This is a genomic window from Rhizobium sp. NZLR1b, from assembly GCF_019685155.1.
Lineage (GTDB): Bacteria > Pseudomonadota > Alphaproteobacteria > Rhizobiales > Rhizobiaceae > Rhizobium.
Window position 1 is genome coordinate 89673 of record NZ_JABDWC010000003.1, and the last position, 25233, is coordinate 114905.

Below are 25233 nucleotides of genomic sequence, written 5' to 3' on the forward strand. Positions count from 1 at the left end.
CTCCTTTTTCAGCGGACTGTCTCACCTCACCCGGTCGCGCGCAAGATCGGTCAGGATACCTGCAGCAACGGTAATACGCGCAAGGTTAGGATCGCCGCTGTCGCTGAGGCTCGAAAGCTCTTCGACGATGCGGTTGATGCGGATACGATCCTGCGCATGCCAGGCCTGAACCGGAAGCTTCTCCTTGCCGTGATCGGACAGGGCCGAGATGACGATGTCGCGTCTTGCGCTGGCGATCTGGTCAATGCTGCGGGCAAGCGCCAGGTTCTCGTAATGGTCGGAAGTGAGGATCCGCCCGCCCGCTGCCAGCAGCCGGGCAATGCGGAAAGTCTGCGACACTGCGAAGTAGTTTTCGGCGGCCCGCACCAAGGTCTCGCCGGTGCGCTCGGCAATCTGCATGATCTCCGGCACCAGCGCAAAACTTTGGAGATTGGCGATCTCGGCTGCGAGTTTTTCGGGCACGCCTGCCTGACTATACTCCGCCTGCCGGGCGGCGGCATCGCCGGCCGATTGTTCGGCAAAGGCAGGCCTCAGCTTCTTCAAGGCAGCCTGGAGCCGGCTAATCACCTCCGCCATATCGGCCTTGGTCATGCCGGTCTTCAAGAGCAGGCGCGTCAAGACGGTAAAGCTATGGCTTATTTCCTCGTAGATGCGGTTCTGCATCTCGCCCGATATCCGGCCGTCGAGCGCATCCGTTTCGGCCCAGAGCCTGTTCAGGTCGAAACCGTCGCGGGCAACGATCGCCGCGCGCACCACCTCCGGTGCCGAGGCCGCCGTCGCGTCCATCATGGCGACGGTGAAGCTCGGCCCGCCGCGGTTGATCGCCTCGTTGGCAAGCACGGTCGCGACAATTTCGCGCTTCAGCCGGTGGCCGGCGATATCGCCGGCATTCGACTTCTGCATCTTGACCGGGAAATAATTCAAAAGCGTCGCGGTAAAATAGGGATCGTCCGGCAGATCGCTGGCGGCCAGCGCATCGAAGAGCACGATCTTGGCGTAGGATACCAACACGCCGATTTCCGGTCGCGTCAGCGGCTTGCCGGCGGCATAGCGTTCAGCAAGGCTCTGCTCGTCCGGCAAAGTCTCGACCTTGCGGTTCAGCTGGCCGGCGGCCTCGAGCACGCTCATGAAACGGCCGAGTTCGAGACCGTTTGCCGTGCCCTTGCGTTCCGTCAGCGAGATCGCCAGCGACTGCAGGTAGTTGTTGCGCAGCACCAGGATCGCCACTTCGCTGGTCATCGAGGACAGAAGCTGGTCGCGTTTTGCCCGCGTCATGCGCCCGTCATGCATGGCGGCTGCCAGCGCGATCTTGATGTTGACCTCGACGTCCGAGGTGTTGACGCCGGCCGAGTTGTCGATGGCGTCGGAATTGCAGCGCCCGCCCTTGAGACCATAGGCGATGCGGCCCTTCTGGGTCACACCGAGGTTTGCGCCCTCGCCGATCACCTTGGCGCGCACTTCGGCCGCCGTGACGCGGATCGGGTCGTTGGCGCGGTCGCCAACTTCGGCGTCGGTTTCGGGCGCCGCTTTCACATAGGTGCCGATGCCGCCGAACCAGAGCAGGTCGACCGGGCTCTTCAAGATCGCCGTGATGATTTCGAAGGGCGTCGCCACGGCCTTGTCGAGGCCGATCGCGGCGACCGCTTCCGGGGTCAGAGTGACCGATTTCGCCGCCCGGGAGATGATCATCGCACCTTTGGAGAGCACGGTTTTGTCGAAATCCTGCCAGCTTGACCGCGGCAGGTCGAAGAGACGCTGGCGCTCGGCCAGCGTCTTTTCCATATCGGGATCGGGATCGATGACGATGTCGCGGTGGTCGAAGGCGGATATGAGGCGGATCTTCGGAGAGAGCAGCATGCCGTTGCCGAAGACGTCGCCGGACATGTCGCCGACGCCGGCAATGGTGAAGGGCGTCGTCTGGATGTCGATGTCCATTTCGCGGAAATGGCGCTTGACGGTTTCCCAGGCGCCGCGGGCAGTGATGCCCATCTTCTTGTGGTCGTAACCGGCCGAGCCGCCGGAGGCGAAGGCATCGTCCAGCCAGAAGCCGGCTTCTTGGGCCAGCGCATTGGCGGTATCGGAGAAGGTTGCGGTGCCCTTGTCGGCGGCGACGACGAAATAGGGATCGTCACCATCGAGCCGGACGGTGTCCTTCGGCGGCACGATCTCGGCGCCCGATATATTATCGGTGATCGACAGCAGCGTGCGGATATAGGTCTTGTAAGCCTCGCGGCCGGCATTGAAGATCTCGTCGCGGCTGCCGCCGATGGGGAGCTTCTTCGGATAGAAGCCGCCCTTGGCGCCGACCGGCACGATGACCGCGTTCTTCACCTGCTGGGCCTTGACGAGGCCGAGCACCTCGGTGCGATAATCCTCGGCACGATCCGACCAGCGCAGGCCACCGCGCGCCACCTTGCCAAAGCGCAGGTGCACGCCTTCGACTTCGACGCCATAGACGAACATTTCGCGGAAGGGTTTCGGCTGCGGCAGGCCGTCGACCAGGTGCGGATCAAGCTTGAAGGCCAGCATCGACTTTGGGGAGCCGTCCGGATTCTTCTGGAAATAATTGGTGCGAAGTGTCGCATCGACGATATTGACGTAACGGCGCAGGATACGGTCGTCGTCAAGACTCGGCACGTCGGCAAGCTCGGCCTCGATCGCCTGGTGCAGGTCGGCAAGCTTCTTGAGGCGGGCCTTCTCGGAAAGCGTGGTATCGAGCGTGTCGTGGAACAGCCGGAAGATGGCGGCGGCGACAGCAGGATATTTGTCGAGCGTGGTTGCGATGTAATCCTGCGAATAGGCAATGCCGGCCTGGCGGAGATAACGTGCATAGGCGCGCAGCACGTTCGTCTCGCGCGCTGAAAGCCCGGCCGAAAGGATCAGCCGATTGAAGCTGTCATTGTCGATCGTGCCGGCGAAGGCGGCGACGAAGGCTTCTTCGAGGGCAGCGCCGTAGCGCTGCAGGTCTATGTCGCCACCATTGCGGGCCTCGAGCTCCATATCGTGCAGCACGACGAGTTTCGTTTCTCCATCGGCGGCCGGCACCCCAATGTCGAAGGTGCGTTCGCTGACGACATTGAAGCCGAGATTTTCCAGAAGCGGTACGCGGCGCGACAGCGCCAGCTGGCCGCCGGCGTGGAAGATTTTCAGCGAGAGGATGCGGCCCCGTTCTTCCGGACGATGGTAGAACTGGATGCGAAGCGGCTCGCCAGCGGCGCAGGCGCCGATATCGGCGAGGTCGGCAACGGTTTCCTCCGGAGTGAAGGAATCCTGGAAGGCCTGGTCGACCGATATCTTCGGCGCCTTGGCCCCGGCCAGCGCCTCGAAACGGTCGTCCCAACGGGCGGTGATTTCGCGGATCACCTGCTCGAGCTTTGCCTGCGGAATACGCGGCGTCTTGCCGCCGGAGCGGCCGATGATGAAATGCACGCGCGCCACGCCGCCTTCCGGGAAAGCCGGATAATAGGCGGAGACACGACCGTCATAGACAGTCTTCAGATAGGTGCCGATCCGCTCGCGGACGATCGAGTCGTATTCCTCGCGCGGCACGTAGATGATCACCGAGACGAAGCGGTCGAAATGGTCGATGCGCGGCAGGACGCGCACGCGCGGACGGTCGGCCAAGTCATTGATCTGTTCGGCAAAATTTGCAAGCAACGTGGTGTCGATCTGGAAAAGGTCGTCGCGCGGATAAGATTCCAGCGTGTTGTCGAGCATGCGGCCGGAATGGCTCATCGGGTCGAAGCCGAAATGCTCCTTCACCTTTTCGATCTTGGAACGCAGCAGCGGGATTTCAGAGGCGAGCGAGGTATAGGCCGTCGAAGTGAAGAGCCCGACGATGCGCAGTTCGCCGGTGACGTTGCCCGCAGCGTCGAAACGTTTGACGCCGACATAATCCATATAGGCCCGGCGATGGACGATCGATTTCACATTTGCCTTGGTGACGATGAGGAAATCGGGGCCGTCGAGGAAGGCCAGGATCTCAGGCGTCGTCGTCACGGCGTCCTTGCCGGTGCGCAACACCAGCACATCCGGGTTGGAGAGCATTCCGAGGCCAGCACCCTTGTCGCGTTCGACCCTGGCATCGGAACCTTTGCCGGAATAGACATATTCACGCATCCCGAGGAAAGTGAAATTCTCATCGCGCAGCCATGTCAGGAAGGCGATGGCCTCATCGCGATCAGCCTTCTTCCGGGTGGTGCCGTTGGCTGAGAGCTCGGCGATCACCCCGTCGATCTTGGAAAGCATCGGCTTCCAGTCGGACACCGACAGGCGGACCTGCTCGAGCACGGTTTCGACACGTTTGACGAGATCTGCGGCCTGGGCGGAGTTGAGCGGCGCAATGTGGAGCTGGATATGGCTGACGCGGTTGGCCGGGTCGCTCGGATGATCGGCGGAATAAATCGCCGGCGCCTTACCCTTTTCCATGATCAGGATGGGATGCACCGCCATGAACAGGTCGCGATAGGTGCTCGTCACTTCACCCATGACCGATTCAAACAGAAAAGGCATGTTCCGGTCGGTGACCGATAGCACCGAAACGGCAATGCCATCTGGCGTCACATCGGCAATGGTGTCGATGCTGACACGAGGCGCCTTGCCATTCCAGGCGGCAAGTTCCTTTGCCGAATGCACGGCGGAGAGCGCCAGCATCTCAGGCGTATAGAGTTCAAGATCGTCATTGCTGGCCCGGCCGAAGAGTATTTCCGGATCGAGATGTGCCTCGCCCGTCGCCTTGGCGATCTTGCGTGCGCTTTCGATCTGCTTTTCCCGTTTCGGATTGTTTCTGGCAGCCATGGATCGCCTCCCGCAATGGACTGATTTTCTGCAAGCTAACAGAAGATTCTTCGAAAAAATCTCTAAAATGGAGGCCCGAACGATTGTCTTGATGCTTTTTTGACCCTCAAAATAGGAAATGAAGAGGGATTTTTTCGCTTTCCTGGCCAAAACGAACGGGGAAGCCTCTTTTTAGTTTTCGTTTCGCCTACATTTCCATGCCCACGTGAAGAATGGTTGACAGCGCGCCGTCAAAAAGATCATCAAAACGCGATCATCATTCGGACCTCGGTATCATGTCGGAAAATGCAGCGAGCGCAGTCATTGTCATCTCCAGTCATGTGGTGCGCGGTTCGGTCGGCAACCGGGCGGCGGTCTTTGCACTGGAGACGCTTGGTCATCCTGTCTGGGCGCTGCCGACCATCGTGCTTCCCTGGCATCCCGGCCACGGCCGCTCGACGCGGCTGACATTTGCGGAAGCGGATTTCGACGCGGCGATCGACGATCTAATCCGCGCGCCCTGGATCGGCGAAGTCAGGGCGGTGCTTTCGGGCTATTTCGGCAATGCCGCCCAGGCGCGTTCCGTCGCCCGGCTGATCGCTGCGCTCCGGCAAGATAATCAGGAACTGCTTTATGTCTGCGATCCCGTCATGGGCGATCTCGGCGGCCTCTACGTGCCGGAAGCGACCGCAGAGGCTATTCGCGATCATCTCATCCCGCTCGCCTCGCTGGCGACGCCGAACCGCTACGAACTTGCATGGCTTTCGGGGGCAGCGCTTGAAGACAACAGCGCGATCATGGAGGCGGCGCTGGCGCTCGGACCATCTCGCATGCTCGTCACCTCGGCCGTGCCGATGATGGCGGGCGGTACCGGCAATCTCTATCTTTCCGGCCGTCACGCGCTTCTTGCCGAGCACCGCGTCGTCGAAAATCCGCCGAATGGGCTCGGCGACCTGCTTGCTGCCGTCTTCCTGTCGCGCCTGCTTTCCGGCCTCGAGGACGAAAAAGCGCTTCAGCTTGCCACCGCCAGCGTCTTCGAGGTGCTTGCGCGCGCCGTCAAGCGCGGCAGCAACGAATTGATGTTGGCAAGCGATGCTTCCAGCCTTTCGACGCCGATGGCCATGGTGCAGATGCGCCGGCTCGTGCATCCGGCGCAGCGGCGGAAAAAATGACACATCGGCCAATGCGTTCATTTTGCAGTGCAGCAGTTGATCTTGTCTTCCGCGCGCGCTAATCCAGAAGCATGCAGCGTTTTCCAAATCCTCTTCTGGACGGCTATCGCAACTTTATGAGCGGACGCTATGCCGACGCCCGCGACAGGTATCGGCAGCTTGCCGAAAACGGTCAGAGTCCCCATACGCTGGTCATTGCCTGTTCGGATTCACGTGCGGCACCGGAGCTGATCTTCGATGCCGGCCCGGGCGAGCTCTTCGTCATTCGCAACGTTGCCAACATGGTGCCGCCTTACGAGCCGGACGGTCACTTCCATTCGACGTCGGCCGCGCTCGAATTTGCAGTGCAGGCGCTGAAGGTCTCGGATATCGTCGTGATGGGCCATGGCCGCTGCGGCGGCATCCGTGCAGCGCTCGATCCGAATGCCGAGCCGCTGTCGCCCGGCGATTTCATCGGCCGCTGGATGTCGCTGGTCAAGCCCGCCGCGGAGCAGATCCAGAGCAACGATGTGATGACGGCGGCCGAGCGGCAGACGGCGCTGGAGCGTGTCTCGATCCGCAATTCGATCGACAATCTCAGAAGCTTTCCCGACATCAAGGCGCTCGAGGAAGCAGGAAAAATGCACCTCCATGGCGCATGGTTCGATATCTCCACAGGCGAACTCTGGGTGATGGATGCTGAGACACGTGACTTCATTCGTCCAGAAATCTAGGGCCAGAAATCTAGGGATCCGCCGCTTTATCAGTTTATTAAGAATTGCTGCTAAGATTGCCGTCAATTGGTCGCGCACGACCGACGTTTTGATCACCGTGGCGATTGGCGATGAAGTTCGAAACCATCAAAAGGGTTATCCTGGCCGCCATCATGCTGCCCTTCGTCTTCATGCTCATTGAAGGCGTCGTCGTCATAAGGTCTTCGCTCAGACAATACAGGGATCTCGAAAAGGACAGGCAGTTCGCCGACGTGCTTGCCCGCGGCGGGTCGATCGCCGCCACGGAGATCCTCAGTGAAATTGGCGCCACCCGCCTCTACCTCGCACGTCCCAACAACGCGACTGCCGCCGACATGCAGCGAAGCCGGGTGACGCTCGATCGCGAGCGCTTGGCCTTCTATGCCACACTGCCCTCCCGCGATGCGCTCGACCCAGGGCTGGCCGGCGAATTATCGATTCTCAGCCTTGCCTATAGCCGCATCGTTGCCGCCCGCAACGGCGTCGACCAGGGCCTTTACGCCGGCAGCGATCCCGGTTCTATCTACTGGTATGCAGCTCTCAAGCAGCTTGCCGTCGTCGACACGCTTTCACCACTGATCAGCGATCCGGTGCTGCTTGAGAAATCCAACCAGCTGATGGGTATTCTGCTGACCTATTACGGCGAAAGACTGATTACCGGCGTCGGCACTCGCTACCTCGATCACCGCGTTTCCGCGCGGTTTCCGGTGGAGCTGTTCGTACAGGGCAAGGTCATGCTCGGTGAGGGCATGGACCACATGGTCTTTCATTCCACGGCACCGATCGTGCGCGACATCGTTGCCTATCTTGCCCGCAGCGACCAGGTGAAGGCGAATGCGATCACCGATGCCATCCTTGCCGGATCGCAGCCGACGCGCGAAATGCGCGACGTCTGGGCCGTTGCGCAGAGCGAACGCATGATCTTCCTGCAGCAGAAGATGGTCGAGGCCGCAAAAGATATTCACGAGACCGGCGAAAACTTGTCGACGCGCGCGCATATACATCTGACGCTGATCCTGGGGCTGTGTGCCGGCCTGTTGCTTCTCGCCACATTGGTGATGACGCTGGCGGCAAGGGGCCTGCGGCTGATCGACCGGCTGACGCGGGATCGCGAGACACTGGTCAGCGAGTTGCGCAACGCCGCCCAGACCGATCTTCTGACTGGCTTGTACAACAGGCGCGGCTTCGAGGTCGCCGCATCGGCGCTTCTGACGCAGGCCGAGCACGGGTCGCGCTGGATCTCCGTCGTCCTCTTCGACCTCGATCATTTCAAGAAGGTCAACGATATCAACGGGCATGATGCCGGCGATGCCGTGCTCCGGCAGGTCGCGGGCGTCGCGCGTCAAAATTTTCGCTCCTTCGATCTGCTGGTGCGCCATGGCGGCGAGGAGTTTTTGGCGCTTCTGCCGGATTCGACGCCTGACGATGCGGCAATCATTGCCGAGCGCGTGCGGCTGGCGATCGAGGCGGCGGAAATATCTTTGGAGAGCGGCGATGTTCTCAAGGTGACGGCGAGTTTCGGATGCGCCGGCCGGGCAAATGAAGCCGCCAACCGGAACTTCGAAGATCTGGTCAAACGCGCTGATCTGGCGCTCTATGCCGCCAAGGCCTCCGGCCGCAACTGCGTCGTTTCGGGACCGATCGTGCAGGCGCCGGCGAAGGAGGAGCGACGCAAGAAGGCGTCGGGCGGCGGTTTTGATACCCGAACATGAAAAACGCCGCATGTCGCAGCGGCGTTTTCGGGTATCGTTGTCGATGAAGGCCTATTTGCCGTCGATCTGCTGGCCGATATAGGCGATCGCCTGCTGGTAGACGCTGGCGGCGTTCCAGCCCTGGATGGCGACGAAATTCGGCTCTCCGGGCTGATAGCCGGCGCCGGCGCTCCAGCCATGGCCTTTGAGGAAATTCGCAGTCGAGGCCAGGGCATCGGCGCGGGAACCGACCATGTCGACGCGGCCGTCGCCGTCGCCATCGGCGCCGAAGCGTACGACATTGCGCGGCAGAAACTGCGTCTGGCCGATTTCACCGTGGGCAGCACCCTTGGCCTGCGGGCTCAGATAGCCCTCGGAGACGAGCTGGAGCGCGGCATAGAGCTGGTCGGTGAAATAGTCCGAACGACGGCAGTCATAAGCAAGGGTCGAAACAGCCGACAGCGTATGCTGGTTGCCCATATAGCTGCCAAAACCGGTCTCCATGCCCCAGATCGCGATCAGCGGGCCGGACGGAACGCCGAAACGGCGTTCGATCGAGGCAAAAAGTGCCTGGTTGGCGGCCTTCATGCTGCGGCCGCGGGAAATGACGGTGGCGCCGCCGCGCTTCTGCATGAACGCGTCGAAGGAGAGTTTGAAGCTCTTCTGGCCGCGGTCGGCGGCGATCGTCGGTTTGTTGTAATTGACGTTGGCGAAGGCGCGGTCGAGGACCGAGCGGCTGACGCCGTTTGCCGCCGCTTCCTGCTTGAAATCGGCGACCCATGCACTGAAACCGCTGCTATTGTTGCCGCATTGGGCGCCCTGGGCCGCTGCCGGCAGCGCGTGGAGGACGCCGGCTGCCATAGATGCGGCCAGAAGGAATGTTGTCATGCGCATGAGAAACCCCGCTCCGGTCTGGTGAAGCGCGCCGCGGCCATCAGAACCATGCGACGCGCCTTAAATCTTTGTTCTGTTCATGCCTTTGTCCCAAAACCGCTATCGGTTTCGGGCGGCATAGCTTGGCTTGACGCCAGGCAGAATGCCAGCCGACGGCGATCTTGTCACGATCACCTTTCAGTAAGCGCTTATGGATAAGGGCGCTTACTGTTCGGCAAAAAGCCCTGCCTTCATCAGCAGGGCTTTAGCATATTATGGTTTACAAATGGTATCAGGCGGCCTGCTTGCGCGGTTTGACAAGGCCACGATTGACGAGCAGCTCAGCGATCTGGATGGCGTTCAATGCCGCACCCTTGCGCAGATTGTCGGAGACCACCCAGATGTTGAGGCCGTTTTCGACCGTCGCATCTTCGCGGATGCGCGAGATGTAGGTCGCGTCCTCGCCGGCGGATTCATAAGGCGTGATGTAGCCGCCGTCCTCGCGCTTGTCGATGACGAGGCAGCCCGGCGCATCGCGCAGGATGTCACGGGCCTGGTCGGCGGTGATCTCGTTTTCGAACTCGATATTGACCGATTCCGAATGGCCGATGAAAACCGGCACGCGCACTGCCGTGCAGGTCACCTTGATCTTCGGGTCGAGCATCTTCTTCGTCTCGGCCAGCACCTTCCACTCTTCCTTGGTGTAGCCGTCTTCCATGAAGCTATCGATGTGCGGAATGACGTTGAAGGCGATACGCTTGGTGAACTTCTTATTTTCGATCGGATCGGCGACAAAAACGGCGCGTGTCTGATTGAAGAGCTCGTCCATGCCGTCCTTGCCGGCGCCGGAGACCGACTGGTAGGTCGAGATAACGACACGCTTGATCTTGGCGAAGTCATGCAGCGGCTTCAACGCCACCACCAGCTGGGCAGTCGAGCAATTCGGATTGGCGATGATGTTGCGCTTGGTGAACAGGCTGATGGCATCCGGGTTCACTTCCGGCACGATCAGCGGCACGTCGGCGTCGTAACGCCAGGCCGAGGAATTGTCGATGACAACGCAGCCCTGCTGGCCGATCTTCGGCGAGAACTTCTTGGAGATCTCACCGCCGGCCGACATCAGGCAGATGTCGGTATCGGAGAAATCGTAATTCTCCATATTGGATACCTTCAGCGTCCGGTCACCGTAGGAAACTTCGGTACCCTGCGAACGCGAGGAGGCAAGCGCCACGACCTCATCGGCGGGGAAGCCCCGCTCGGAGAGGATGTTGAGAATCTCCCGGCCGACGTTTCCGGTCGCTCCCGCAACTGCTACTTTGAAACCCATTTCTCAAGCTCTCTTTCTCTTCTCTCCTCTTTTCCGGTGAGGGGAAAGGCGCGACGGATCGCGTCTTCCTGTCCCCAGCCGAGCCGGGGAGAGAGCGGCAGGCCAGAGACATCAGACGGTTTTCGTCGTCGTTTTGGCCTTGGTTTTGGCAGAAACCGGAACGGCAATGTCCACCCCGGCAAACTGTGCCCGGTCATTGCGGTCGGCAATGGCATGTTCGTCGTGAACCATGGAGATTCCTTTTCCGTTGTTGCTCTTAGAAGGTTTTCCACAGGAGTCAAGGTTTTTGCGGTCAGAGCCGGACGGCGAAAGCGGCGGCCACAATGCTGCGACATTTTGTCATGCCGCTGTCATCCTCGAGAGATATCCCGGCCCGGTTGTTACTGTCTGCAACGAAAACGGGGGTTTTCCATGCGTACGCTTCCTGCCGCTTTTGCGGCCACCACCATCCTTGCGGGCGCCGCTCAGGCGACGACGGTCTATCCGCTTGATCGCGCGACGATTCTTGCCGGTTCGCCATTCGATTTCAAGGTCGAACTCAACAAGCAGGTCAAGCCCGAAGACGTGAAGATCACGGTCAACGGTCAGGACTACAAAACCGTCCTCGGGGGCGAGGCACGGTTCGTCGAGCTGGAAAAGGGCAAGGATGACAAGGCTCTCGGCTCCGCTCTCCTGCTGCGCGGCCTGAAGATTTCCGCTCCAGGCGCCTACAAGGTCGAGGTCGCTGCCGGCGACGAAACGAAATCCGTCACCTGGAACGTTTACGAAACCGCTGGTCAGCCAAAGGCTAAGAACATCATCTTCCTGCTCGGCGATGGTCTTTCCGTCGCGCATCGCACCGCCGCCCGCATCATGTCCAAGGGCATGACCGAAGGTAAGGCGAATGGCCGTCTGAACATGGACGATCTTGATCGCATGGCCTTTGTCGGCACCTCGGCGACGAATGCCGTTGCCACCGACTCCGCCAACACCATGTCGGCCTACATGACGGGCCACAAGACGGCCGTCAACGCGATCGGCGTTTACGCGGACCGTACGCCGGCCTCGCTGGACGACCCGCGTGTCGAAACCTTCGCGGAAGCCGTTCGCCGCATGACCAAGAAGTCGATCGGCATCGTCGCAACCGCCGAAGTCGAAGACGCCACGCCGGCTGCTGTTGTTTCCCATACCCGTAACCGCAATGACAAGGCCGACGTCGTCGGCATGCTGCTCGACGTCAAGCCTGAAGTCCTGCTCGGCGGCGGCTCGGCCTATTTCCTCGGCAAGGAGGTCGCCGGTTCCAAGCGCAAGGACAACCAGGACTACATCAAGCTGTTTCAGGATGCCGGTTACAAGCTTGCGACCGACAAGAACGAGCTCGCAGCCAATGCGTCGGCCGAAGGCAATCTCCTCGGGCTCTTCCACACCGGCAATATGGACGTGACGCTCGACCGCGAGTTCCTGAAGAAGGGCACCGTCGACAAGTTCCCGAACCAGCCGGGTCTCGTCGCCATGACCAAGGTTGCGATCGACCGCCTCTCCAAGAATCCTGATGGTTTCTTCCTGATGGTCGAAGGTTCCTCGATCGACAAGATGTCGCATCCGCTCGATTGGGATCGCGCCGTCGTCGAAACCATCGAATTCGACCAGGCGATCGGCGTCGCCCGCGAATTCCAGAAGGCTCATCCCGATACGCTGATTGTCGTCACCGGTGACCATACGCATGGTGTCTCGATCATCGGCACCGTCGATGATGAGAAGCCCGGCACGGAAATGCGCGAAAAGGTCGGGACCTATGCTGAGGCTGGTTTCCCGAACTACAAGGACGAAAACGGCGACGGATACCCTGATAAGATCGACGTCAGCCGCCGCTTGTTTCTAAGTGCCAATAACGGCCCTGACCACTACGAAACCTTCCGTCCGAAGCTCGACGGTCCCTTCGTTCCGGCCGTCCAGAACGAAAAGAAGGAATATGTCGCCAACGAACAGTACAAGGATGTTCCCGGCGCGGTCTTCGTTCAGGGCAATCTTCCGAAGAGCAGCGAGAGCGGCGTCCATGCGGTCGACGACGTCGTCCTGCAGTCGGCCGGCCCGGGCTCGGAAGAGTTCCATGGCTACCTCGAACAGAGCGACGTCTATCGCGTGCTCGCCGACACCTTCGCTCTCGGCGCCAAGCAGACGAACTGATCGCAAGCCGATCCGGCAAGGCCGCTTGGCGGCCTTGCCTTTCTTGTCGATTATTATCCGGCCGGCTACAGCGCCGCGCGTCTTTTCAGATGCGCAAAGGACGCTGTAACACTTTGAATCTACGCATCGTGCTTTCTGAAAATCGATTCCGATTTTCAGGCCGATGCGCTAACGGCCGGGATTTGCTTCCTGGAGGTCGCTATGGATATATTCTCTTCGCTGCATCTCAGCCGCCGCCGGCTGATCGGCGCCGCCGTTGCGCTTCCTTTTACCGCTTCCGTCGTTCGCGCTGCCGATCCCTCGCTCTCCTTCGACGAGCTCTATGGCAAGTTCGGGGTACTCGGCCTTGAATTCTCCGACAAGGTGAAGCGCCTCGCCGGGCAGGAAATCAGCATGAAGGGCTTCATGGCGCCGCCGCTGAAGGCCGAGGCGCAGTTCTTCGTGTTGACCGAAATGCCGATGTCGCTCTGCCCCTTCTGCTCCTCGGATGCGGACTGGCCGGATAATATCGTCGTCGTCTATCTCTTGGAGAAACAGACCTTCGTGCAGCCGCGCCAGACGATCGAGGTGCGCGGCACGCTGGAATACGGCTCCTGGACGGATCCGGACACCGGCTTCGTCAGCCTGTTGCGTATCCGCCAGGCCGAATATTTTTCTGTCTGATCCGATATGCTCGCTCTTGATATCGAAAACCTTGACGTCACCTTCTCGGGCCTGTCCTCGCCGGCGCTGGCAATCGGTCGTCTTTCGATCGATGCCGGCAGCAGGGTCGCCATCACAGGTGCGTCCGGCTCCGGCAAGAGCACCTTCGTCAATATCGTTGCCGGGCTGGAGCGAACACGCCGGGGCCGCATCCGCTGGAACGGCGAGGATATCGCCAGTTTTTCCGAGAGCCGGCGCGATCGGTTCCGCGCCGCCAATATCGGCCTGGTCATGCAGGAGTTCTATCTCTTCCCCGGCCTGTCGGCGGTGGAAAACGTGCTTTTGCCGGCGCGGCTTGCTTGGGCCGCCACCCCCGCCGTCATCGAGCGGGCGCATGCGCTTTTGAGTTCGGTCGATCTTTCCCGCCCAGGCCAGAAGATCGAAACCATGTCGCGCGGCGAGATGCAGCGCGTGGCGATCGCCCGGGCGCTGCTGCGCAAGCCCGGCGTCATCATCGCTGACGAGCCGACAGCGAGCCTTGATGCCGAAAGCGGCGAGACGGTCGGCGATCTCATCCTCGATCTTGCCGCGGCCGAAGGCAGCACGCTGATCATCGTTTCGCATGATCTGCGCCTGGCCAGCCGCCTCGACCGGCGCATCACCTTCGGCTCCGGCCGGATCAGCGACGATTCCGCTGCAGCGGCGGGAGAGGCTGTATGATCCGCTTCATCCTTGCCGATCTTCGCCGCCTCTGGGCGGGGTCGCTGGTGGTCGTGCTGCTGGTGGCGCTGGCGACGGCGCTCGGCGTTTGCGTCGTGCTGCAGGAGCGGGCGCTTCGTCTCGGCAGCGCGCGCGCCGCCGACAAGTTCGATCTCGTCATCGGCGCAGGCGGCAGCGAGACGCAGCTGGTGCTGTCCTCCGTCTTCCTGCAGCCCTCGCCTTTGCCGCTGATGCCGGGTGACGTGCTGGTCAGGCTCGCCGCCGATCCCCGTGTCGACTGGGCAGTCCCGATCGGCTTCGGTGATTCCTTCTCCGGCTATCCGATCGTCGGCACGACGGTGACGCTGGCGGACAAGCTGTCCGGCGGCTTTGCCGAGGGTACGGTTTTCGCGCGCGAGGGGGAGGCAGTGATCGGCTCCGCCGTCAAGCTTTCGCTCGGGGCTGAGATCAAGCCGATGCACGGTTCGGTGGAAGAGGGCGGCGAGACCCATACCGAACTCGTTTATCATATCGTCGGCCGCTTGCGGCCGACAGGCACCGCCTGGGACCGGGCCATTCTGGTTCCGATCCAGGCTGTCTGGCATATCCATGGTCTGGGGGCGAGCGAGCATGAAAGCGCCGGGGCGACCGGACACGATCATGAGCATGCCGGCGCCGATCCCCACCAGCATGAGCATCACGGCGAGATCGACCCGGATGCCGTACTTGACGAGAAATGGGCTGCAGATGCTCCGGGCCTTCCCGCCATTATGGTAAAACCGAAGACGATCGCCGATGCCTACAAGCTGCGGCAGGACTATCGCAGCGGCAATACCGTCGCCGTCTTCCCCGGCGAGGTGCTGACCAATCTCTACGCCACGCTCGGCGACGCCAAGCAGATCCTCGTCGCGGTCGCTGCCGGCGCCCAAGCTCTCGTCGCAGCCTCGCTGGTGCTGGTCACGGTCATCCATATCGGCCAGCGCCGCCGCCAGATCGGCGCGCTGAGGGCCTTCGGCGCTCCGCGCGGCGCGATTTTCGGCATCGTCTGGTTGGAGTTCTTCTTCGTGGTGGCAGTCGGCATCGGGCTCGGATTTGCACTTGGGTTTGCCGCGGCGCTGACCTTGTCCGCCATGGTCTCGCAGACGAGCGGGATGGCCATGCCGGTCGGCTTCGTCCGTGACGACGCCGGGCTTGCGGCGGTGCTGCTCGTCTTTGCCACAATTCTTGCCGCGCTGCCGGCAGTGCTCGCCTACCGGCAATCGCCGGCGCAAGCGCTGAGGGCGTAACCTGGGCCGGAGGATCGCGTCGCTGGCTGCCAAAGCTCGCCCCCGTTAGACTAAAGTCATAATCCCAAAGCCTCTCTCTTTTTGATCTGTCGTTTCTGGCACACTCTCGTCAGGCGTGTCGCGGCCAGGGGTCTGCTTTGAGGAGAGTAGGTCGCGCGCGTTTTCATCACTCTGTGGAGGACAGACAATGGCAAATGTCGCAAGCATCGACGGCGCGAAGGCCGGTCCGATGACGAGGGAGGAGAAGAAGGTCATCTTCGCTTCTTCGCTCGGCACCGTTTTCGAATGGTATGATTTCTATCTCTATGGTTCCCTCGCCACCTATATCGGCGCGACCTATTTCACCCAATATCCCGAGGCGACGCGCAACATCTTCACGCTGCTCGCCTTTGCCGCCGGCTTCCTGGTGCGTCCCTTCGGCGCGCTGGTGTTCGGCCGTCTCGGCGATCTGGTCGGCCGCAAATATACCTTCCTGGTGACGATCCTGATCATGGGTCTGTCGACCTTCCTCGTCGGTATCCTGCCGGGTGCCGCCACCATCGGCATCGCGGCGCCGATCATCCTGATCGGGCTGCGCCTGCTCCAGGGTCTGGCGCTTGGCGGTGAATATGGCGGTGCTGCCACCTATGTCGCCGAACATGCGCCGAACGGGCGCCGCGGTTATTTCACGTCATGGATCCAGACGACGGCGACGCTCGGCCTGTTCCTGTCGCTGATCATCATCGTCCTGGTGCAATATCTGATGGGCGCGGTTCAATTCGCTGCCTGGGGCTGGCGCATTCCGTTCCTGGTATCGGTCGTTCTGCTCGGCGTTTCGGTCTGGATCCGCTTGAAGATGAACGAATCGCCGGCGTTTCAGAAGATGAAGGCGGAAGGCAAGGGCTCCAAGGCGCCGCTAACCGAAGCCTTCGGGACATGGAAAAATGCCAAGATCGCGATCATCGCGCTTCTCGGCGCCACCATGGGCCAGGCGGTCGTCTGGTACGGCGGCCAGTTCTATGCACTGTTCTTCCTGCAGAACGTCCTGAAGGTAGACCTGCAGTCGGCCAATATCATGGTCGCCATCGCGCTCTTCCTCGCGACGCCATTCTTCGTCATCTTCGGTGGCCTCTCCGACAAGATCGGCCGCAAGCCGATCATAATGGCGGGCCTTCTCATCGCGGCGGTGACCTATAATCCGCTGTTCAAGGCGATGACCTGGACGGCGAACCCGGCGCTTGCCGAAGCACAGGCCTCGATCCGGGCAACGGTTACGGCCGATCCGACGGATTGTAAATTCCAGTTCAATCCGACCGGCACGTCGAAGTTCACCAATTCCTGCGACGTGGCGACGGCATTCCTGACGAAAAACTCGGTGCCTTATGATGTCGTTCCCGGCCCCGCCGGTCAGCCGGCAACGGTGAAGGTCGGCAACGGGACGATTACGAGCTTCGACGTCGTCGCCGCCGGCGACAAGGCCAAGGGCATGACCGCCGCCTTCGAGAAGGGCGTCAACATCGCGCTCCACGATGCCGGCTATCCGCTGAAGCGCGGCGCCGTCAAGGTGCCGGATGCCAAGCTCGATGCCTTCATCGCGGCCAATCCGGAACTGTCGCTCAACGCCGATACCGTGCGCGCCGGCGAGAAGGAAACTGTACCGGCGGCGAAGCTGGTCGAGACCAAGCTGCTGACGGCGGATGAGGCCAATGGCGTCACCGACATGGCGGTCTACAACGTCGCCAATGGCGGCAGCTTCGCCATGACCGCCGACCCTGCCCGGGTCAATTGGACCGGTACGATCGCCATATTGTTCGTGCTCGTCCTCTATGTGACGATGGTCTACGGACCGATCGCCGCTCTGTTGGTCGAGCTCTTCCCGACCCGCATCCGTTATACCGGCATGTCGCTGCCCTATCACATCGGCAACGGCTGGTTCGGCGGCTTGCTGCCGGCGACGGCCTTCGCGATGAGCGCAGCTGCGGGCGATATCTATTACGGTCTCTGGTACCCGATCGTCTTTGCGTCGATCACGCTGGTGATCGGCCTGCTCTTCCTGCCGGAAACGAAGAACAGAGATATCCACGCAATGGATTGATCTGCGTTCAAACTTAACGAAAAAGGCCCGGCCCTCACAAGGCGCCGGGCTTTCCTATGTCAGGGAACAGTTGCTTCGACAGCGGCCATCCATCCGGCGCCAGTTTGAAGAGCAGGCCGCAGCGAGCAAAGACGATCGCCGTCAGCAGCGAGAACCAGGCGCCGAAGGCAAGGCCGGCGATGACGTCGCTCGGATAATGGGCGCCGACCATGACACGCGTCATGCCAAGCCAGATGGCGCCGGCGATGAAGACAATGCGGTAGCGCGGAAACAGCAGGGCAAATGCGGCGAAGAAGGCACCGACCGTGGTGGAATGGCCGGACGGGAAACTTTCGAAAGCGGCATGGCCTGAAAAAGGCGTGAAGGAAAACATGCCGTAGTCGTGAAAATGATCGGGACGCGCCCTGCCGATTGCCCGCTTCAGCAGATTGGCGAGAAGCCCGGAGAAGACGACTGTGGCAAAGAGGTAGGCGCCGATCCAGCTGACATATAGCGCCTGCGCCTTGGAGCGCGCCGTCTTCACAAGCTTGTAGCCCGCCCGGCCCTGAAAGAACAGCAGGATGCTGGTGTAGATCAGCCAGGCGGAATCGCCGAAACCGGTCATCAACTCGCCGAGATGCTTCACTGGCGCGGGCACTTCGCTGGCGCCGATCGGCGCATCGAAGAGCAGCATGGAGAGGATCACGGCATTGAGCGTGATAAAGAGGCAGGCCTGCCAACGCAGAGGCGGCATGCCGACGCCGCTCCGGCGCCAGCGCCTGTCCAGGGAAGCCCAAAATGCCCGCATTGCCGTCGTCCGTTCGAATTTTGCCCTACAGCGCCGCGCGTCTCTTCAGACATGCAAAGGACCCTGTCGAACTTTGAATTGGCGCATAATCCATTGCGAAAATCGCTTCCGATTTGGGGTTAGCGCTCGCTGAAATCCGGCGCAAAAATACACGAGATTGTGGCCGAGAATAGTCCGTTTCGGAGAATTCGACCGAGCGGCTTGCGACTCCTCGGCCGTGGATTAAAAAGCCCTTCGCATCCGGGATGCGAAGGGCCGGAACTGTTTCACGTGAAATATCAGGCGGAAAGGGCCTTAAACTCGCCGAGAATCGCATCGCCCATCTCGACGGTGCCGACCTGTCTCGCGCCATCGGCCATGATGTCGCCGGTGCGGATGCCCTTGTCGAGCACGTTGGCGATCGCCTTTTCCAGGTCGTCGGCTTCCTTCACCAGGTTGAAAGAGTAACGCAGGCACATGGCGAAGGAGGCGATCATCGCGATCGGATTGGCGATGCCCTTGCCGGCGATGTCGGGGGCCGAGCCATGTACCGGCTCGTAGAGCGCCTTGCGCTTGCCGGTCTTGCCGTCGGGCGCGCCGAGCGAGGCCGACGGCAGCATGCCGAGCGAGCCGGTCAGCATGGCGGCGACGTCGGAGAGCATGTCGCCGAAGAGATTGTCGGTGACGATGACGTCGAACTGTTTGGGCTGGCGCACCAGCTGCATGCCGCCGGCATCGGCCAGCATGTGTTCGAGCTGGACGTCGGAATATTTCGCCTTGTGCGTCTCGGTCACCACCTGGTTCCAGAGCACGCCAGACTTCATGACGTTGCGCTTTTCCATCGAGCAGACGCGGTTCTGCCGCGTGCGGGCCATTTCGAAGGCGACGCCGGAGATGCGCTCGATCTCGTAAGTGTCGTAGACCTGCGTGTCGATGCCGCGCTTCTGGCCGTTGCCGAGATCGATGATCTCCTTCGGCTCGCCGAAATAGACGCCGCCCGTCAGCTCGCGGATGATCAGAATATCGAGGCCTTCGACCAGTTCCGGCTTCAGCGACGAGGCCGAGGCAAGAGCCGGATAGCAGATGGCGGGGCGCAGGTTCGCAAACAGCTGCAGATCCTTGCGCAGCCGCAACAGGCCGGCTTCCGGGCGCACTTCGTAAGGCACGCTATCCCATTTCGGGCCGCCGACGGCACCGAAGAGAACGGCATCCGCGGCAAGCGCTTTCTGCATGTCGGCTTCCGAGATCGCCGCGCCGTGGGCATCATAGGCAGAGCCGCCGACAAGGCCTTCGTCGGTGACGAAACCGCCATCCATCGCCTCGTTCATATAGGCGATGATCTTGCGGACCTCGCCCATGGCCTCGGGACCGATGCCGTCACCCGGCAGCAGGAAAAGATTGCGCACAGTCATGAAACCCTCCTGGGAAAAACAAGTTGCGGTTTCTTAGACCCCGGAAATGGGCATTTCAAGCGAGAGAAGGGATGAATCGGTACGCTTCGCTTTGAGCTGCGACGGTTGCTCCTGTGCCCGCAAAAGGATTAGAACCGGTCAGCCACCTTTATGTCCCCGGATGTTCCCCATGCCTTCAGCACCCCTCCATCTCGATACGCCCTTGGTTCAGACAGCACCTGGCTACAGTGCCAGCGGCAAACCGCTCTGGCTGAAGCTCGATGCGCTGCAGCCTTCCGGCAGCTTCAAGCTGCGCGGCGTCGGCCGGCTTTGCCAGTACGAGGTGGAAAATGGTGCACGCGAGATCTTCTGTGCGTCCGGCGGTAATGCCGGCATTGCCGCCGCCTATGCCGGCCGGGCGCTCGGTGTGCCGGTCACCATCGTCGTGCCGGAGACGACGGCCGCCGATGTGCAACAGACGATTGCCGCAACGGGCGCGAAAGTGCTCGTTCATGGTTCGGTTTTCGACGAGGCCAATGCCCATGCGGTCGAACTCGCCCGCAGCCGCAAGGCGACCTATGTTCACCCCTTCGACCATCCGCTTCTGTGGGATGGCCATGCGACGCTGATCGACGAGGTGGTGGCGAAGGGTGCGAAATTCGATTGTGTCGTTACCAGCGTCGGCGGTGGTGGGCTGCTTGCCGGCATTGTCGAGGGGTTGAAGCGCAACGGGCTTTCCGATGTGCCGGTGATCGCCGTCGAAACCGAAGGGGCGGCCTCGCTGAATGCCAGCCTCGAAGCGAATGAGCGTATCACTCTTGCCGCCATAACCTCGATTGCCACTTCGCTCGGCGCGCGGCAGGTGGCGCAGCATGTCTTTGACCTGCCGAAGCAGCATCCGATCGAAAGCATTGTCGTCAGCGACGCCGATGCCGTTGCCGCCTGCCTGAAATTTGCCGATGCGCAGCGCATTCTGGTCGAGCCGGCCTGCGGTGCGGCACTGGCCGTTGCCGATGTGCATGCCGGGCTGCTCGCGCGCTTTAACAATCCGCTCATCGAAGTCTGCGGCGGCATCGGCGTGTCGCTCGAAAAGCTTAAGGGCTGGAAAGAGAAGTTTCTCTGATCTGAGATCAAAGAAAAAGCCGGGCGAAGCCCGGCTTGATCGATAATTTATTGGAGAGCACTTAGGCCGCCCAAGGGTGCGAAGCGGCGTTCTTCTTTTCGAAGCTGTCGATCGCCCTGCCCTTTTCCAGGGTCAGGCCGATATCGTCGAGGCCGTTCAGCAGGCAGTGGCGCTTGAATTCGTCGAGATCGAACTTGATCAAGCCACCATCGGGGCCGGTGATCTCCAGGTTCTCAAGGTCGATGGACAGGATGGCATTGGAGCCGCGCGAGGCGTCGTCCATCAGCTTGTCGAGATTTTCCTGGCTGACCATGATCGGCAGGATGCCGTTCTTGAAGCAATTGTTGTAGAAAATGTCGGCGAAGCTGGTCGAGATGACGCAGCGGATGCCGAAATCGAGGAGCGCCCAGGGCGCGTGCTCGCGCGAGGAGCCGCAGCCGAAATTGTCGCCGGCAACCAGGATCTTGGCATCACGGTAGGCCGGCTTGTTCAGCACGAAATCGGGGTTTTCGGAGCCGTCCTCGTTGTAGCGGGCTTCGGCGAAAAGGCCGGTGCCGAGGCCGGTGCGCTTGATCGTCTTCAGATAATCCTTCGGAATGATCATGTCGGTGTCGACGTTGACGACCGGCAGGGGCGCTGCAACGCCCGTGAGCTTCACGAATTTATCCATGACCCATGCTCCATTTCAGCAAATCTACTTCCTGATTTTGCATCTAGTCCAGTTTTCCGCCGAAATGAAGGAGAATCTTTCTAAAGCGTGTCACGATCTTTCAGATGGCTTGTCACGCTTTAGGTCTTTGCTTCCCGCATGTCGTCATCGCAAAAACCGCTGCACACTTTTGCGCGACATGCTTTAGATGGCGGCCACGCGACGTTTCGCGCGGCCTGCCCTCTGCGTACGTGCCGTTACTTGGTCGGTGCGTTCAGGCCCCAGAGGACGCCGAACGGGTCGCGAAGCTGGCCGTAGCGGTCGCCCCAGAACATCAGTTCGACCGGCATGACGACCTCGGCACCGGCGGCGACAGCGCGCTCCCACCAGAAATCGATATCGTCGATAACCAGCTGGATGGCGAAGCCTTCATGGCCTTTGAAGGGATGGCCGTATTCGGGATAGGCATCCGACAGCATGAGGGAACTGCCGTTGATGTAGAGATGCACATGCATCGTCCGGCCGCTCTCGTCGACCGGCACGATATAGGCTTCTTCGGCGCCGAAGGCTTTTTTGTAGAATTCCGCGGCTTTGACCGCGCCACCGACCGTCAGATAGGGAAGTAGGCCATTCTTGACCGGCGGCATCTTGACCGGATTGTTTTCCGTCGTCGCATCCATGCTCGTCCTCCATTCGTTGTGAAGCGCCGGCAGAATGCCCGGCTGCTTCAAAGACGTATGATGGAAGCATGATGCGACAATGTCGGTCGGCTTTTTTAGCGAGAGCTGCTCAGAGATCGATAATCGTGCCGCGGCCGTCGTTCCAGATGCGCATCTCCGGCTTACCGTTGTTTGCCTTGGCGCGGACTGGAGCGGGCTTCATCTTCATCGAAAGCGCGCGTCCGACCATGAGCACGGTCAGGATGCCGCCGACGGCAAGCGTCACCGAGAAGGTGAAAAGCAGCATGGCCACGAAAACGGTGGCGCCGGCAAGCATGAAGAAGATGGAGCGAATGTTCTGCATGGGTTTGAGACCTTTCTTCGGAAAGGAATGTGGTCCTTCTTTTTCCTCTCTGCAAGGCAAGCATGGCTTTTTGTTGTTCTGCGCGTCGTTCCGGGGCGGGCTGCTTGCTTCGGCCTTCAAAGCTTGGCACTAATTCAGCCATGAGCCGAAACCCAGCGACCCGCTCCGTCCGCCTGCGCCGTTCGGTGCTGAGTGTGCCCGCCATCAATCTGCGTGCCCTCGAAAAGACCCATGCGGTCGATTGCGATGCGGTGATCTTCGATCTCGAAGATTCCGTGGCGCCGGAAAAGAAGGGGCAAGCGCGGGAAAACCTGAGGCGCTTCTTTTCGGATCGGCCGCTCGAAAACAAGGAGCGGATTATCCGCATCAACAGCCTGTCATCGGATTTCGGGCCGGCGGACATGGAGCTGGTGACGGCGCTTGGTCCCGATGCTGTGCTGCTGCCGAAGGTCGACGAGCCGCAGGATATCACTGATATCAGCGACTTTCTCTTCGAAGCGGATGCAGCGGAAGATCTGCGCATCTGGGCGATGATCGAGACGCCGCGCGGCATCCTGAATGCAGCGGCAATCGCGGAAGCGGGACGCACGACGGGCTCGCGGCTCGATTGCCTCGTCGTCGGGCTCAACGACCTGCGCAAGGAAACGGGCGTGCTGGCCCAGCCGGGGCGGACCTATCTCGTGCCATGGCTGATGCAGGTCGTCCTGGCGGTCAGCGCTTACGGGCTCGATGCAATCGACAGCGTCTTCAACGATTTCAGGGACGAACAGGGTTTCGATGCCGAATGCCTGCAGGGCCGGGCCATGGGTTTTGCCGGCAAGATGCTGATCCACCCCACCCAGATCGAGCCTGCCAACCGCCATTTCGGCCCGGATCCGGCGGCCATTGCGGAAGCAGAGGCGATCATATCAGCCTTTGCCGACCCCGCTTCCGATGGTTTGAACGTCATCAATTCAGGTGGGCGGATGATCGAGCGGCTGCATCTTGTCCAAGCCGAAGCTCTGGTTCATAAAGCTCGCCTGATTTCTGCAAGAAAGCCCGCCTGATGAAACTCTACCGCTTCCTGACCGGTCCCGACGATGCTTCCTTCTGCCACAAGGTCACCGCCGCCCTCAACAAGGGCTGGTCACTGGAGGGCTCGCCGACATATGCCTTCAATGCCGCGACCGGCGCGATGCAGTGCGGCCAGGCCGTCGTCAAGACTGTCGAAGGCAAGGATTACCATCCCGAGGTGAAGCTCTCCGAGCAATAGCTCGTTCTGCCGGACACCCGGCTTCAGCGATCGGCGGCTTCCTCGGCGCTTTCCTCGATCCGCTCCATATCATCGTCGCTCAGCCCGAAATGGTGGCCGATTTCGTGGATCAGGACGTGGGTGATGATGTCGCCGAGCGTCTCGTCATTCTCAGCCCAGTAATCGAGAATAGGCCGCCGATAGAGGCGGATGCGGTTGGGCATCTCGCCGGTTTCCACTGTGAAACGTTCGGAAATGCCCCTGCCCTCGAAAAGACCAAGCAGATCGAAAGGGGTTTCCAGCGCCATGTCCTCGAACACGTCGTCATCGGGGAAATCTTCGATCTCGATCGTCAGGTTGGTGGTCAGCTGGCGGAATTCTTCCGGCAGATGGCTGTAGGCCTCCATGGCCAGCGACTCGAAGGCGCTTATCGTCGGCGCATGGCGGTCCCGCCAATCATCGCTCTGGTCTATGCGGGCCATGAATAATCCTTCCTTTGCGGGCCATATAGAACCTTTATCGCCGATTTTCGAGTGCGGAATCAAAGGCAGGAATAAATTCATATAAAATGGCCGTTGACTCTTCATTAGCTCTCTGGAATCTATAAGAACATAACAGGAACAAGACGGATTGGAGAAACGCCATGGCGCAGCACGCCCTGGCGCGCGAGCGGCTTTTTGCGCTCCGCGAAACCATCGCCAGACTAGAGGGGAAGCCGGCGCCGGCGCTTGCGGCGGCCGAGCGGGAAACCCTGGCGGAAGGCGGCAAGGCGCCCCGGAGATGCATTCTGCCGCCGCTGGCGTTTGGGGTGGAATGTCTTGATGAGGCGCTGGAAGGCGGTCTGCCGCTCGATGCAATCACCGAATTCCGCTCGATTTTGTCTCGCGATGCAGGTGCTGCCAGCGGGCTGGCAATGGCTGTCGCAGCGCGGCTGCAGAAGCAGGAAGCGGATGCCGGCAGGCTTTCGCCGTTCCTCTGGATCGGCGATGCTGTCGGCACGCTGGAGGCCGGCCGTCCCTATGCCCCCGGGCTTCTGGATTTCGGGCTGAGCCCGGAGCGGTTTCTCCATGCGGCGCCGCGCAAGCTGGACGAGGCGCTCTGGCTGGTGGAGACGGCGGTGGAAAGCGCTGCTTTTTCGGCCGTCATCTTCGAAGTGCGCGGCAATCCCGCCCATTTCGGTCTGACCGAAAGCCGCAGGCTCAGCCTTCGGGCGCGTGCTGCCCGCCGTCCGCTCTTTATTGTCCGTCAAGCCGGGGCGGAGGAGGCGAGCAGCGCGGCCTTCCGTCTGCATGTCGAGCCGGCCCCGTCCGGTCTGCGGCCATTGCCGGATGGATCGAAGCTTTCCGGCAGCATCGGCAATCCGATTTTCCGTCTGACGCTGGAGAAGAGCCGTAACCCGGCCCCGCTCTCCTTTTTTCTGGAGTGGAACCCCCATGAACGCGAATTTCTCCCTGTCGCCGAACCAAACCTCGTTCGTCCTCCAAGCGAACAGTCAACGGATTCTAGCGCTCAGCTTCCCGCATCTGCCAACGGACCGAATCGCCCGCAGGCGGTGGGGGCTCTCCTGGCGTTCGAAAGGGCGTCCTGAGACGCCGCCTATCGTCTGTTCCGGC

At 61.0% G+C, this 25233-nt stretch carries 22 protein-coding genes; 12 read left to right on the plus strand and 10 right to left on the minus strand.

Translation table 11 applies throughout. The annotated features are described in order from the left end of the window. Positions 1–21 precede the first annotated feature (21 nt). Entirely contained in the window at positions 22–4797 is a 4776-nt protein-coding gene (locus HJB84_RS04945; protein WP_221115392.1) for an NAD-glutamate dehydrogenase, read from the minus strand. Between the two features lie 275 nt (positions 4798–5072). Between HJB84_RS04945 and pdxY the strand changes: the two genes are divergently transcribed. From pdxY to HJB84_RS04960, 3 genes are all read left to right on the plus strand, one after another. After that, positions 5073–5948: a pyridoxal kinase PdxY gene (gene pdxY / locus HJB84_RS04950; RefSeq protein ID WP_221115393.1), complete on the plus strand. Its 876-nt coding sequence runs from the start codon at positions 5073–5075 to the stop codon at positions 5946–5948. 71 nt (positions 5949–6019) lie between these two features. Further along, positions 6020–6661 (plus strand): carbonic anhydrase, encoded by a 642-nt coding sequence (locus HJB84_RS04955; protein ID WP_207582295.1) that lies wholly within the window; start codon positions 6020–6022, stop codon positions 6659–6661. 110 nt (positions 6662–6771) lie between these two features. Continuing rightward, a complete protein-coding gene (locus HJB84_RS04960; protein ID WP_221115394.1) occupies positions 6772–8391 on the plus strand; it encodes a GGDEF domain-containing protein in 1620 nt (539 codons plus the stop codon). Between the two features lie 51 nt (positions 8392–8442). Here the strand turns inward: HJB84_RS04960 and HJB84_RS04965 are convergent, their stop codons facing one another. From HJB84_RS04965 to HJB84_RS33970, 3 genes are all read right to left on the minus strand, one after another. Next, on the minus strand, positions 8443–9264 hold the full coding sequence (locus tag HJB84_RS04965) for a lytic transglycosylase domain-containing protein (protein WP_207582293.1): 822 nt from the start codon (positions 9262–9264) through the stop codon (positions 8443–8445). A gap of 271 nt (positions 9265–9535) precedes the next feature. Further along, a complete protein-coding gene (locus HJB84_RS04970; protein WP_207582292.1) occupies positions 9536–10570 on the minus strand; it encodes an aspartate-semialdehyde dehydrogenase in 1035 nt (344 codons plus the stop codon). Positions 10571–10681: 111 nt separating this feature from the next. Further along, positions 10682–10894: a hypothetical protein gene (locus HJB84_RS33970; protein WP_207582291.1), complete on the minus strand. Its 213-nt coding sequence runs from the start codon at positions 10892–10894 to the stop codon at positions 10682–10684. Positions 10895–10981: 87 nt separating this feature from the next. Here HJB84_RS33970 and HJB84_RS04980 point away from each other — a divergent pair, with 87 nt between their 5' ends. The 5 genes from HJB84_RS04980 to HJB84_RS05000 all read left to right on the plus strand — a co-directional run bounded on the left by HJB84_RS04980 (position 10982) and on the right by HJB84_RS05000 (position 17437). Continuing rightward, the gene (locus tag HJB84_RS04980) at positions 10982–12736 is read left to right on the plus strand and encodes an alkaline phosphatase (RefSeq protein WP_221115395.1); all 1755 of its coding nucleotides are present in this window, start codon (positions 10982–10984) and stop codon (positions 12734–12736) included. Between the two features lie 201 nt (positions 12737–12937). Further along, positions 12938–13399 (plus strand): hypothetical protein, encoded by a 462-nt coding sequence (locus HJB84_RS04985; protein ID WP_221115397.1) that lies wholly within the window; start codon positions 12938–12940, stop codon positions 13397–13399. Positions 13400–13405: 6 nt separating this feature from the next. Continuing rightward, positions 13406–14098, plus strand: coding sequence for an ABC transporter ATP-binding protein (locus tag HJB84_RS04990; protein ID WP_207582288.1), 693 nt, complete (start codon positions 13406–13408; stop codon positions 14096–14098). Next, positions 14095–15363 carry an ABC transporter permease gene (locus tag HJB84_RS04995; RefSeq protein ID WP_221115398.1) on the plus strand — a complete coding sequence of 423 codons (1269 nt, stop codon included), beginning with the start codon at positions 14095–14097 and terminating at the stop codon, positions 15361–15363. Before HJB84_RS04990 ends, HJB84_RS04995 begins: the two co-directional genes overlap by 4 nt. A 187-nt stretch (positions 15364–15550) precedes the next feature. Beyond that, a complete protein-coding gene (locus tag HJB84_RS05000) occupies positions 15551–17437 on the plus strand; it encodes an MFS transporter (protein ID WP_207582286.1) in 1887 nt (628 codons plus the stop codon). 34 nt (positions 17438–17471) lie between these two features. Here HJB84_RS05000 and lpxE read toward each other — a convergent pair whose 3' ends face one another. Then, positions 17472–18224 carry a phosphatase PAP2 family protein gene (gene lpxE / locus HJB84_RS05005; protein ID WP_207582285.1) on the minus strand — a complete coding sequence of 251 codons (753 nt, stop codon included), beginning with the start codon at positions 18222–18224 and terminating at the stop codon, positions 17472–17474. A gap of 278 nt (positions 18225–18502) precedes the next feature. Further along, positions 18503–19615 carry a 3-isopropylmalate dehydrogenase gene (leuB, locus tag HJB84_RS05010; protein WP_221115399.1) on the minus strand — a complete coding sequence of 371 codons (1113 nt, stop codon included), beginning with the start codon at positions 19613–19615 and terminating at the stop codon, positions 18503–18505. A 169-nt stretch (positions 19616–19784) separates the two neighbouring features. Here leuB and HJB84_RS05015 point away from each other — a divergent pair, with 169 nt between their 5' ends. Further along, complete coding sequence (locus HJB84_RS05015; protein WP_207582283.1) at positions 19785–20717, plus strand: pyridoxal-phosphate dependent enzyme; 933 nt, start codon at positions 19785–19787, stop codon at positions 20715–20717. Positions 20718–20778: 61 nt separating this feature from the next. On the opposite strand, the gene leuD is transcribed toward HJB84_RS05015, so the two are convergent. The 3 genes from leuD to HJB84_RS05030 all read right to left on the minus strand — a co-directional run bounded on the left by leuD (position 20779) and on the right by HJB84_RS05030 (position 22389). After that, the gene (gene leuD / locus HJB84_RS05020) at positions 20779–21387 is read right to left on the minus strand and encodes a 3-isopropylmalate dehydratase small subunit (RefSeq protein WP_164007297.1); all 609 of its coding nucleotides are present in this window, start codon (positions 21385–21387) and stop codon (positions 20779–20781) included. Positions 21388–21623: 236 nt separating this feature from the next. After that, the gene (locus tag HJB84_RS05025; RefSeq protein WP_207582282.1) at positions 21624–22046 is read right to left on the minus strand and encodes a glyoxalase/bleomycin resistance/extradiol dioxygenase family protein; all 423 of its coding nucleotides are present in this window, start codon (positions 22044–22046) and stop codon (positions 21624–21626) included. A 109-nt stretch (positions 22047–22155) separates the two neighbouring features. After that, positions 22156–22389 (minus strand): hypothetical protein, encoded by a 234-nt coding sequence (locus HJB84_RS05030; RefSeq protein WP_164007301.1) that lies wholly within the window; start codon positions 22387–22389, stop codon positions 22156–22158. A gap of 140 nt (positions 22390–22529) precedes the next feature. Here HJB84_RS05030 and HJB84_RS05035 point away from each other — a divergent pair, with 140 nt between their 5' ends. Then, positions 22530–23435: a CoA ester lyase gene (locus HJB84_RS05035; RefSeq protein ID WP_221115401.1), complete on the plus strand. Its 906-nt coding sequence runs from the start codon at positions 22530–22532 to the stop codon at positions 23433–23435. Continuing rightward, a complete protein-coding gene (locus tag HJB84_RS05040; RefSeq protein ID WP_207582280.1) occupies positions 23435–23641 on the plus strand; it encodes a DUF1737 domain-containing protein in 207 nt (68 codons plus the stop codon). Before HJB84_RS05035 ends, HJB84_RS05040 begins: the two co-directional genes overlap by 1 nt. A gap of 23 nt (positions 23642–23664) precedes the next feature. Here HJB84_RS05040 and HJB84_RS05045 read toward each other — a convergent pair whose 3' ends face one another. Further along, positions 23665–24102, minus strand: coding sequence for a metallopeptidase family protein (locus tag HJB84_RS05045; protein WP_164007305.1), 438 nt, complete (start codon positions 24100–24102; stop codon positions 23665–23667). 161 nt (positions 24103–24263) lie between these two features. Here HJB84_RS05045 and HJB84_RS33460 point away from each other — a divergent pair, with 161 nt between their 5' ends. Next, entirely contained in the window at positions 24264–25208 is a 945-nt protein-coding gene (locus HJB84_RS33460; RefSeq protein WP_246762705.1) for an ImuA family protein, read from the plus strand. Positions 25209–25233 lie beyond the last annotated feature (25 nt).

Excerpts from the sequence above, each read along its gene's own strand:
- HJB84_RS04945 (WP_221115392.1), bottom strand. The coding sequence starts at position 4,797 with ATGGCTGCCAGAAACAATCCGAAACGGGAAAAGCAGATCGAAAGCGCA.
- lpxE (WP_207582285.1), bottom strand. The coding sequence starts at position 18,224 with ATGCGGGCATTTTGGGCTTCCCTGGACAGGCGCTGGCGCCGGAGCGGC.
- HJB84_RS33460 (WP_246762705.1), top strand. The coding sequence starts at position 24,264 with ATGGCGCAGCACGCCCTGGCGCGCGAGCGGCTTTTTGCGCTCCGCGAA.
- HJB84_RS05025 (WP_207582282.1), bottom strand. The coding sequence starts at position 22,046 with ATGGATGCGACGACGGAAAACAATCCGGTCAAGATGCCGCCGGTCAAG.
- HJB84_RS04960 (WP_221115394.1), top strand. The coding sequence starts at position 6,772 with ATGAAGTTCGAAACCATCAAAAGGGTTATCCTGGCCGCCATCATGCTG.
- HJB84_RS04985 (WP_221115397.1), top strand. The coding sequence starts at position 12,938 with ATGGATATATTCTCTTCGCTGCATCTCAGCCGCCGCCGGCTGATCGGC.
- HJB84_RS05015 (WP_207582283.1), top strand. The coding sequence starts at position 19,785 with ATGCCTTCAGCACCCCTCCATCTCGATACGCCCTTGGTTCAGACAGCA.
- HJB84_RS04980 (WP_221115395.1), top strand. The coding sequence starts at position 10,982 with ATGCGTACGCTTCCTGCCGCTTTTGCGGCCACCACCATCCTTGCGGGC.
- HJB84_RS05045 (WP_164007305.1), bottom strand. The coding sequence starts at position 24,102 with ATGGCCCGCATAGACCAGAGCGATGATTGGCGGGACCGCCATGCGCCG.
- HJB84_RS04955 (WP_207582295.1), top strand. The coding sequence starts at position 6,020 with ATGCAGCGTTTTCCAAATCCTCTTCTGGACGGCTATCGCAACTTTATG.
- HJB84_RS05000 (WP_207582286.1), top strand. The coding sequence starts at position 15,551 with ATGGCAAATGTCGCAAGCATCGACGGCGCGAAGGCCGGTCCGATGACG.
- HJB84_RS04995 (WP_221115398.1), top strand. The coding sequence starts at position 14,095 with ATGATCCGCTTCATCCTTGCCGATCTTCGCCGCCTCTGGGCGGGGTCG.
- HJB84_RS05040 (WP_207582280.1), top strand. The coding sequence starts at position 23,435 with ATGAAACTCTACCGCTTCCTGACCGGTCCCGACGATGCTTCCTTCTGC.
- HJB84_RS04970 (WP_207582292.1), bottom strand. The coding sequence starts at position 10,570 with ATGGGTTTCAAAGTAGCAGTTGCGGGAGCGACCGGAAACGTCGGCCGG.
- HJB84_RS04965 (WP_207582293.1), bottom strand. The coding sequence starts at position 9,264 with ATGCGCATGACAACATTCCTTCTGGCCGCATCTATGGCAGCCGGCGTC.
- leuB (WP_221115399.1), bottom strand. The coding sequence starts at position 19,615 with ATGACTGTGCGCAATCTTTTCCTGCTGCCGGGTGACGGCATCGGTCCC.
- HJB84_RS05035 (WP_221115401.1), top strand. The coding sequence starts at position 22,530 with ATGAGCCGAAACCCAGCGACCCGCTCCGTCCGCCTGCGCCGTTCGGTG.
- HJB84_RS05030 (WP_164007301.1), bottom strand. The coding sequence starts at position 22,389 with ATGCAGAACATTCGCTCCATCTTCTTCATGCTTGCCGGCGCCACCGTT.
- pdxY (WP_221115393.1), top strand. The coding sequence starts at position 5,073 with ATGTCGGAAAATGCAGCGAGCGCAGTCATTGTCATCTCCAGTCATGTG.
- leuD (WP_164007297.1), bottom strand. The coding sequence starts at position 21,387 with ATGGATAAATTCGTGAAGCTCACGGGCGTTGCAGCGCCCCTGCCGGTC.
- HJB84_RS04990 (WP_207582288.1), top strand. The coding sequence starts at position 13,406 with ATGCTCGCTCTTGATATCGAAAACCTTGACGTCACCTTCTCGGGCCTG.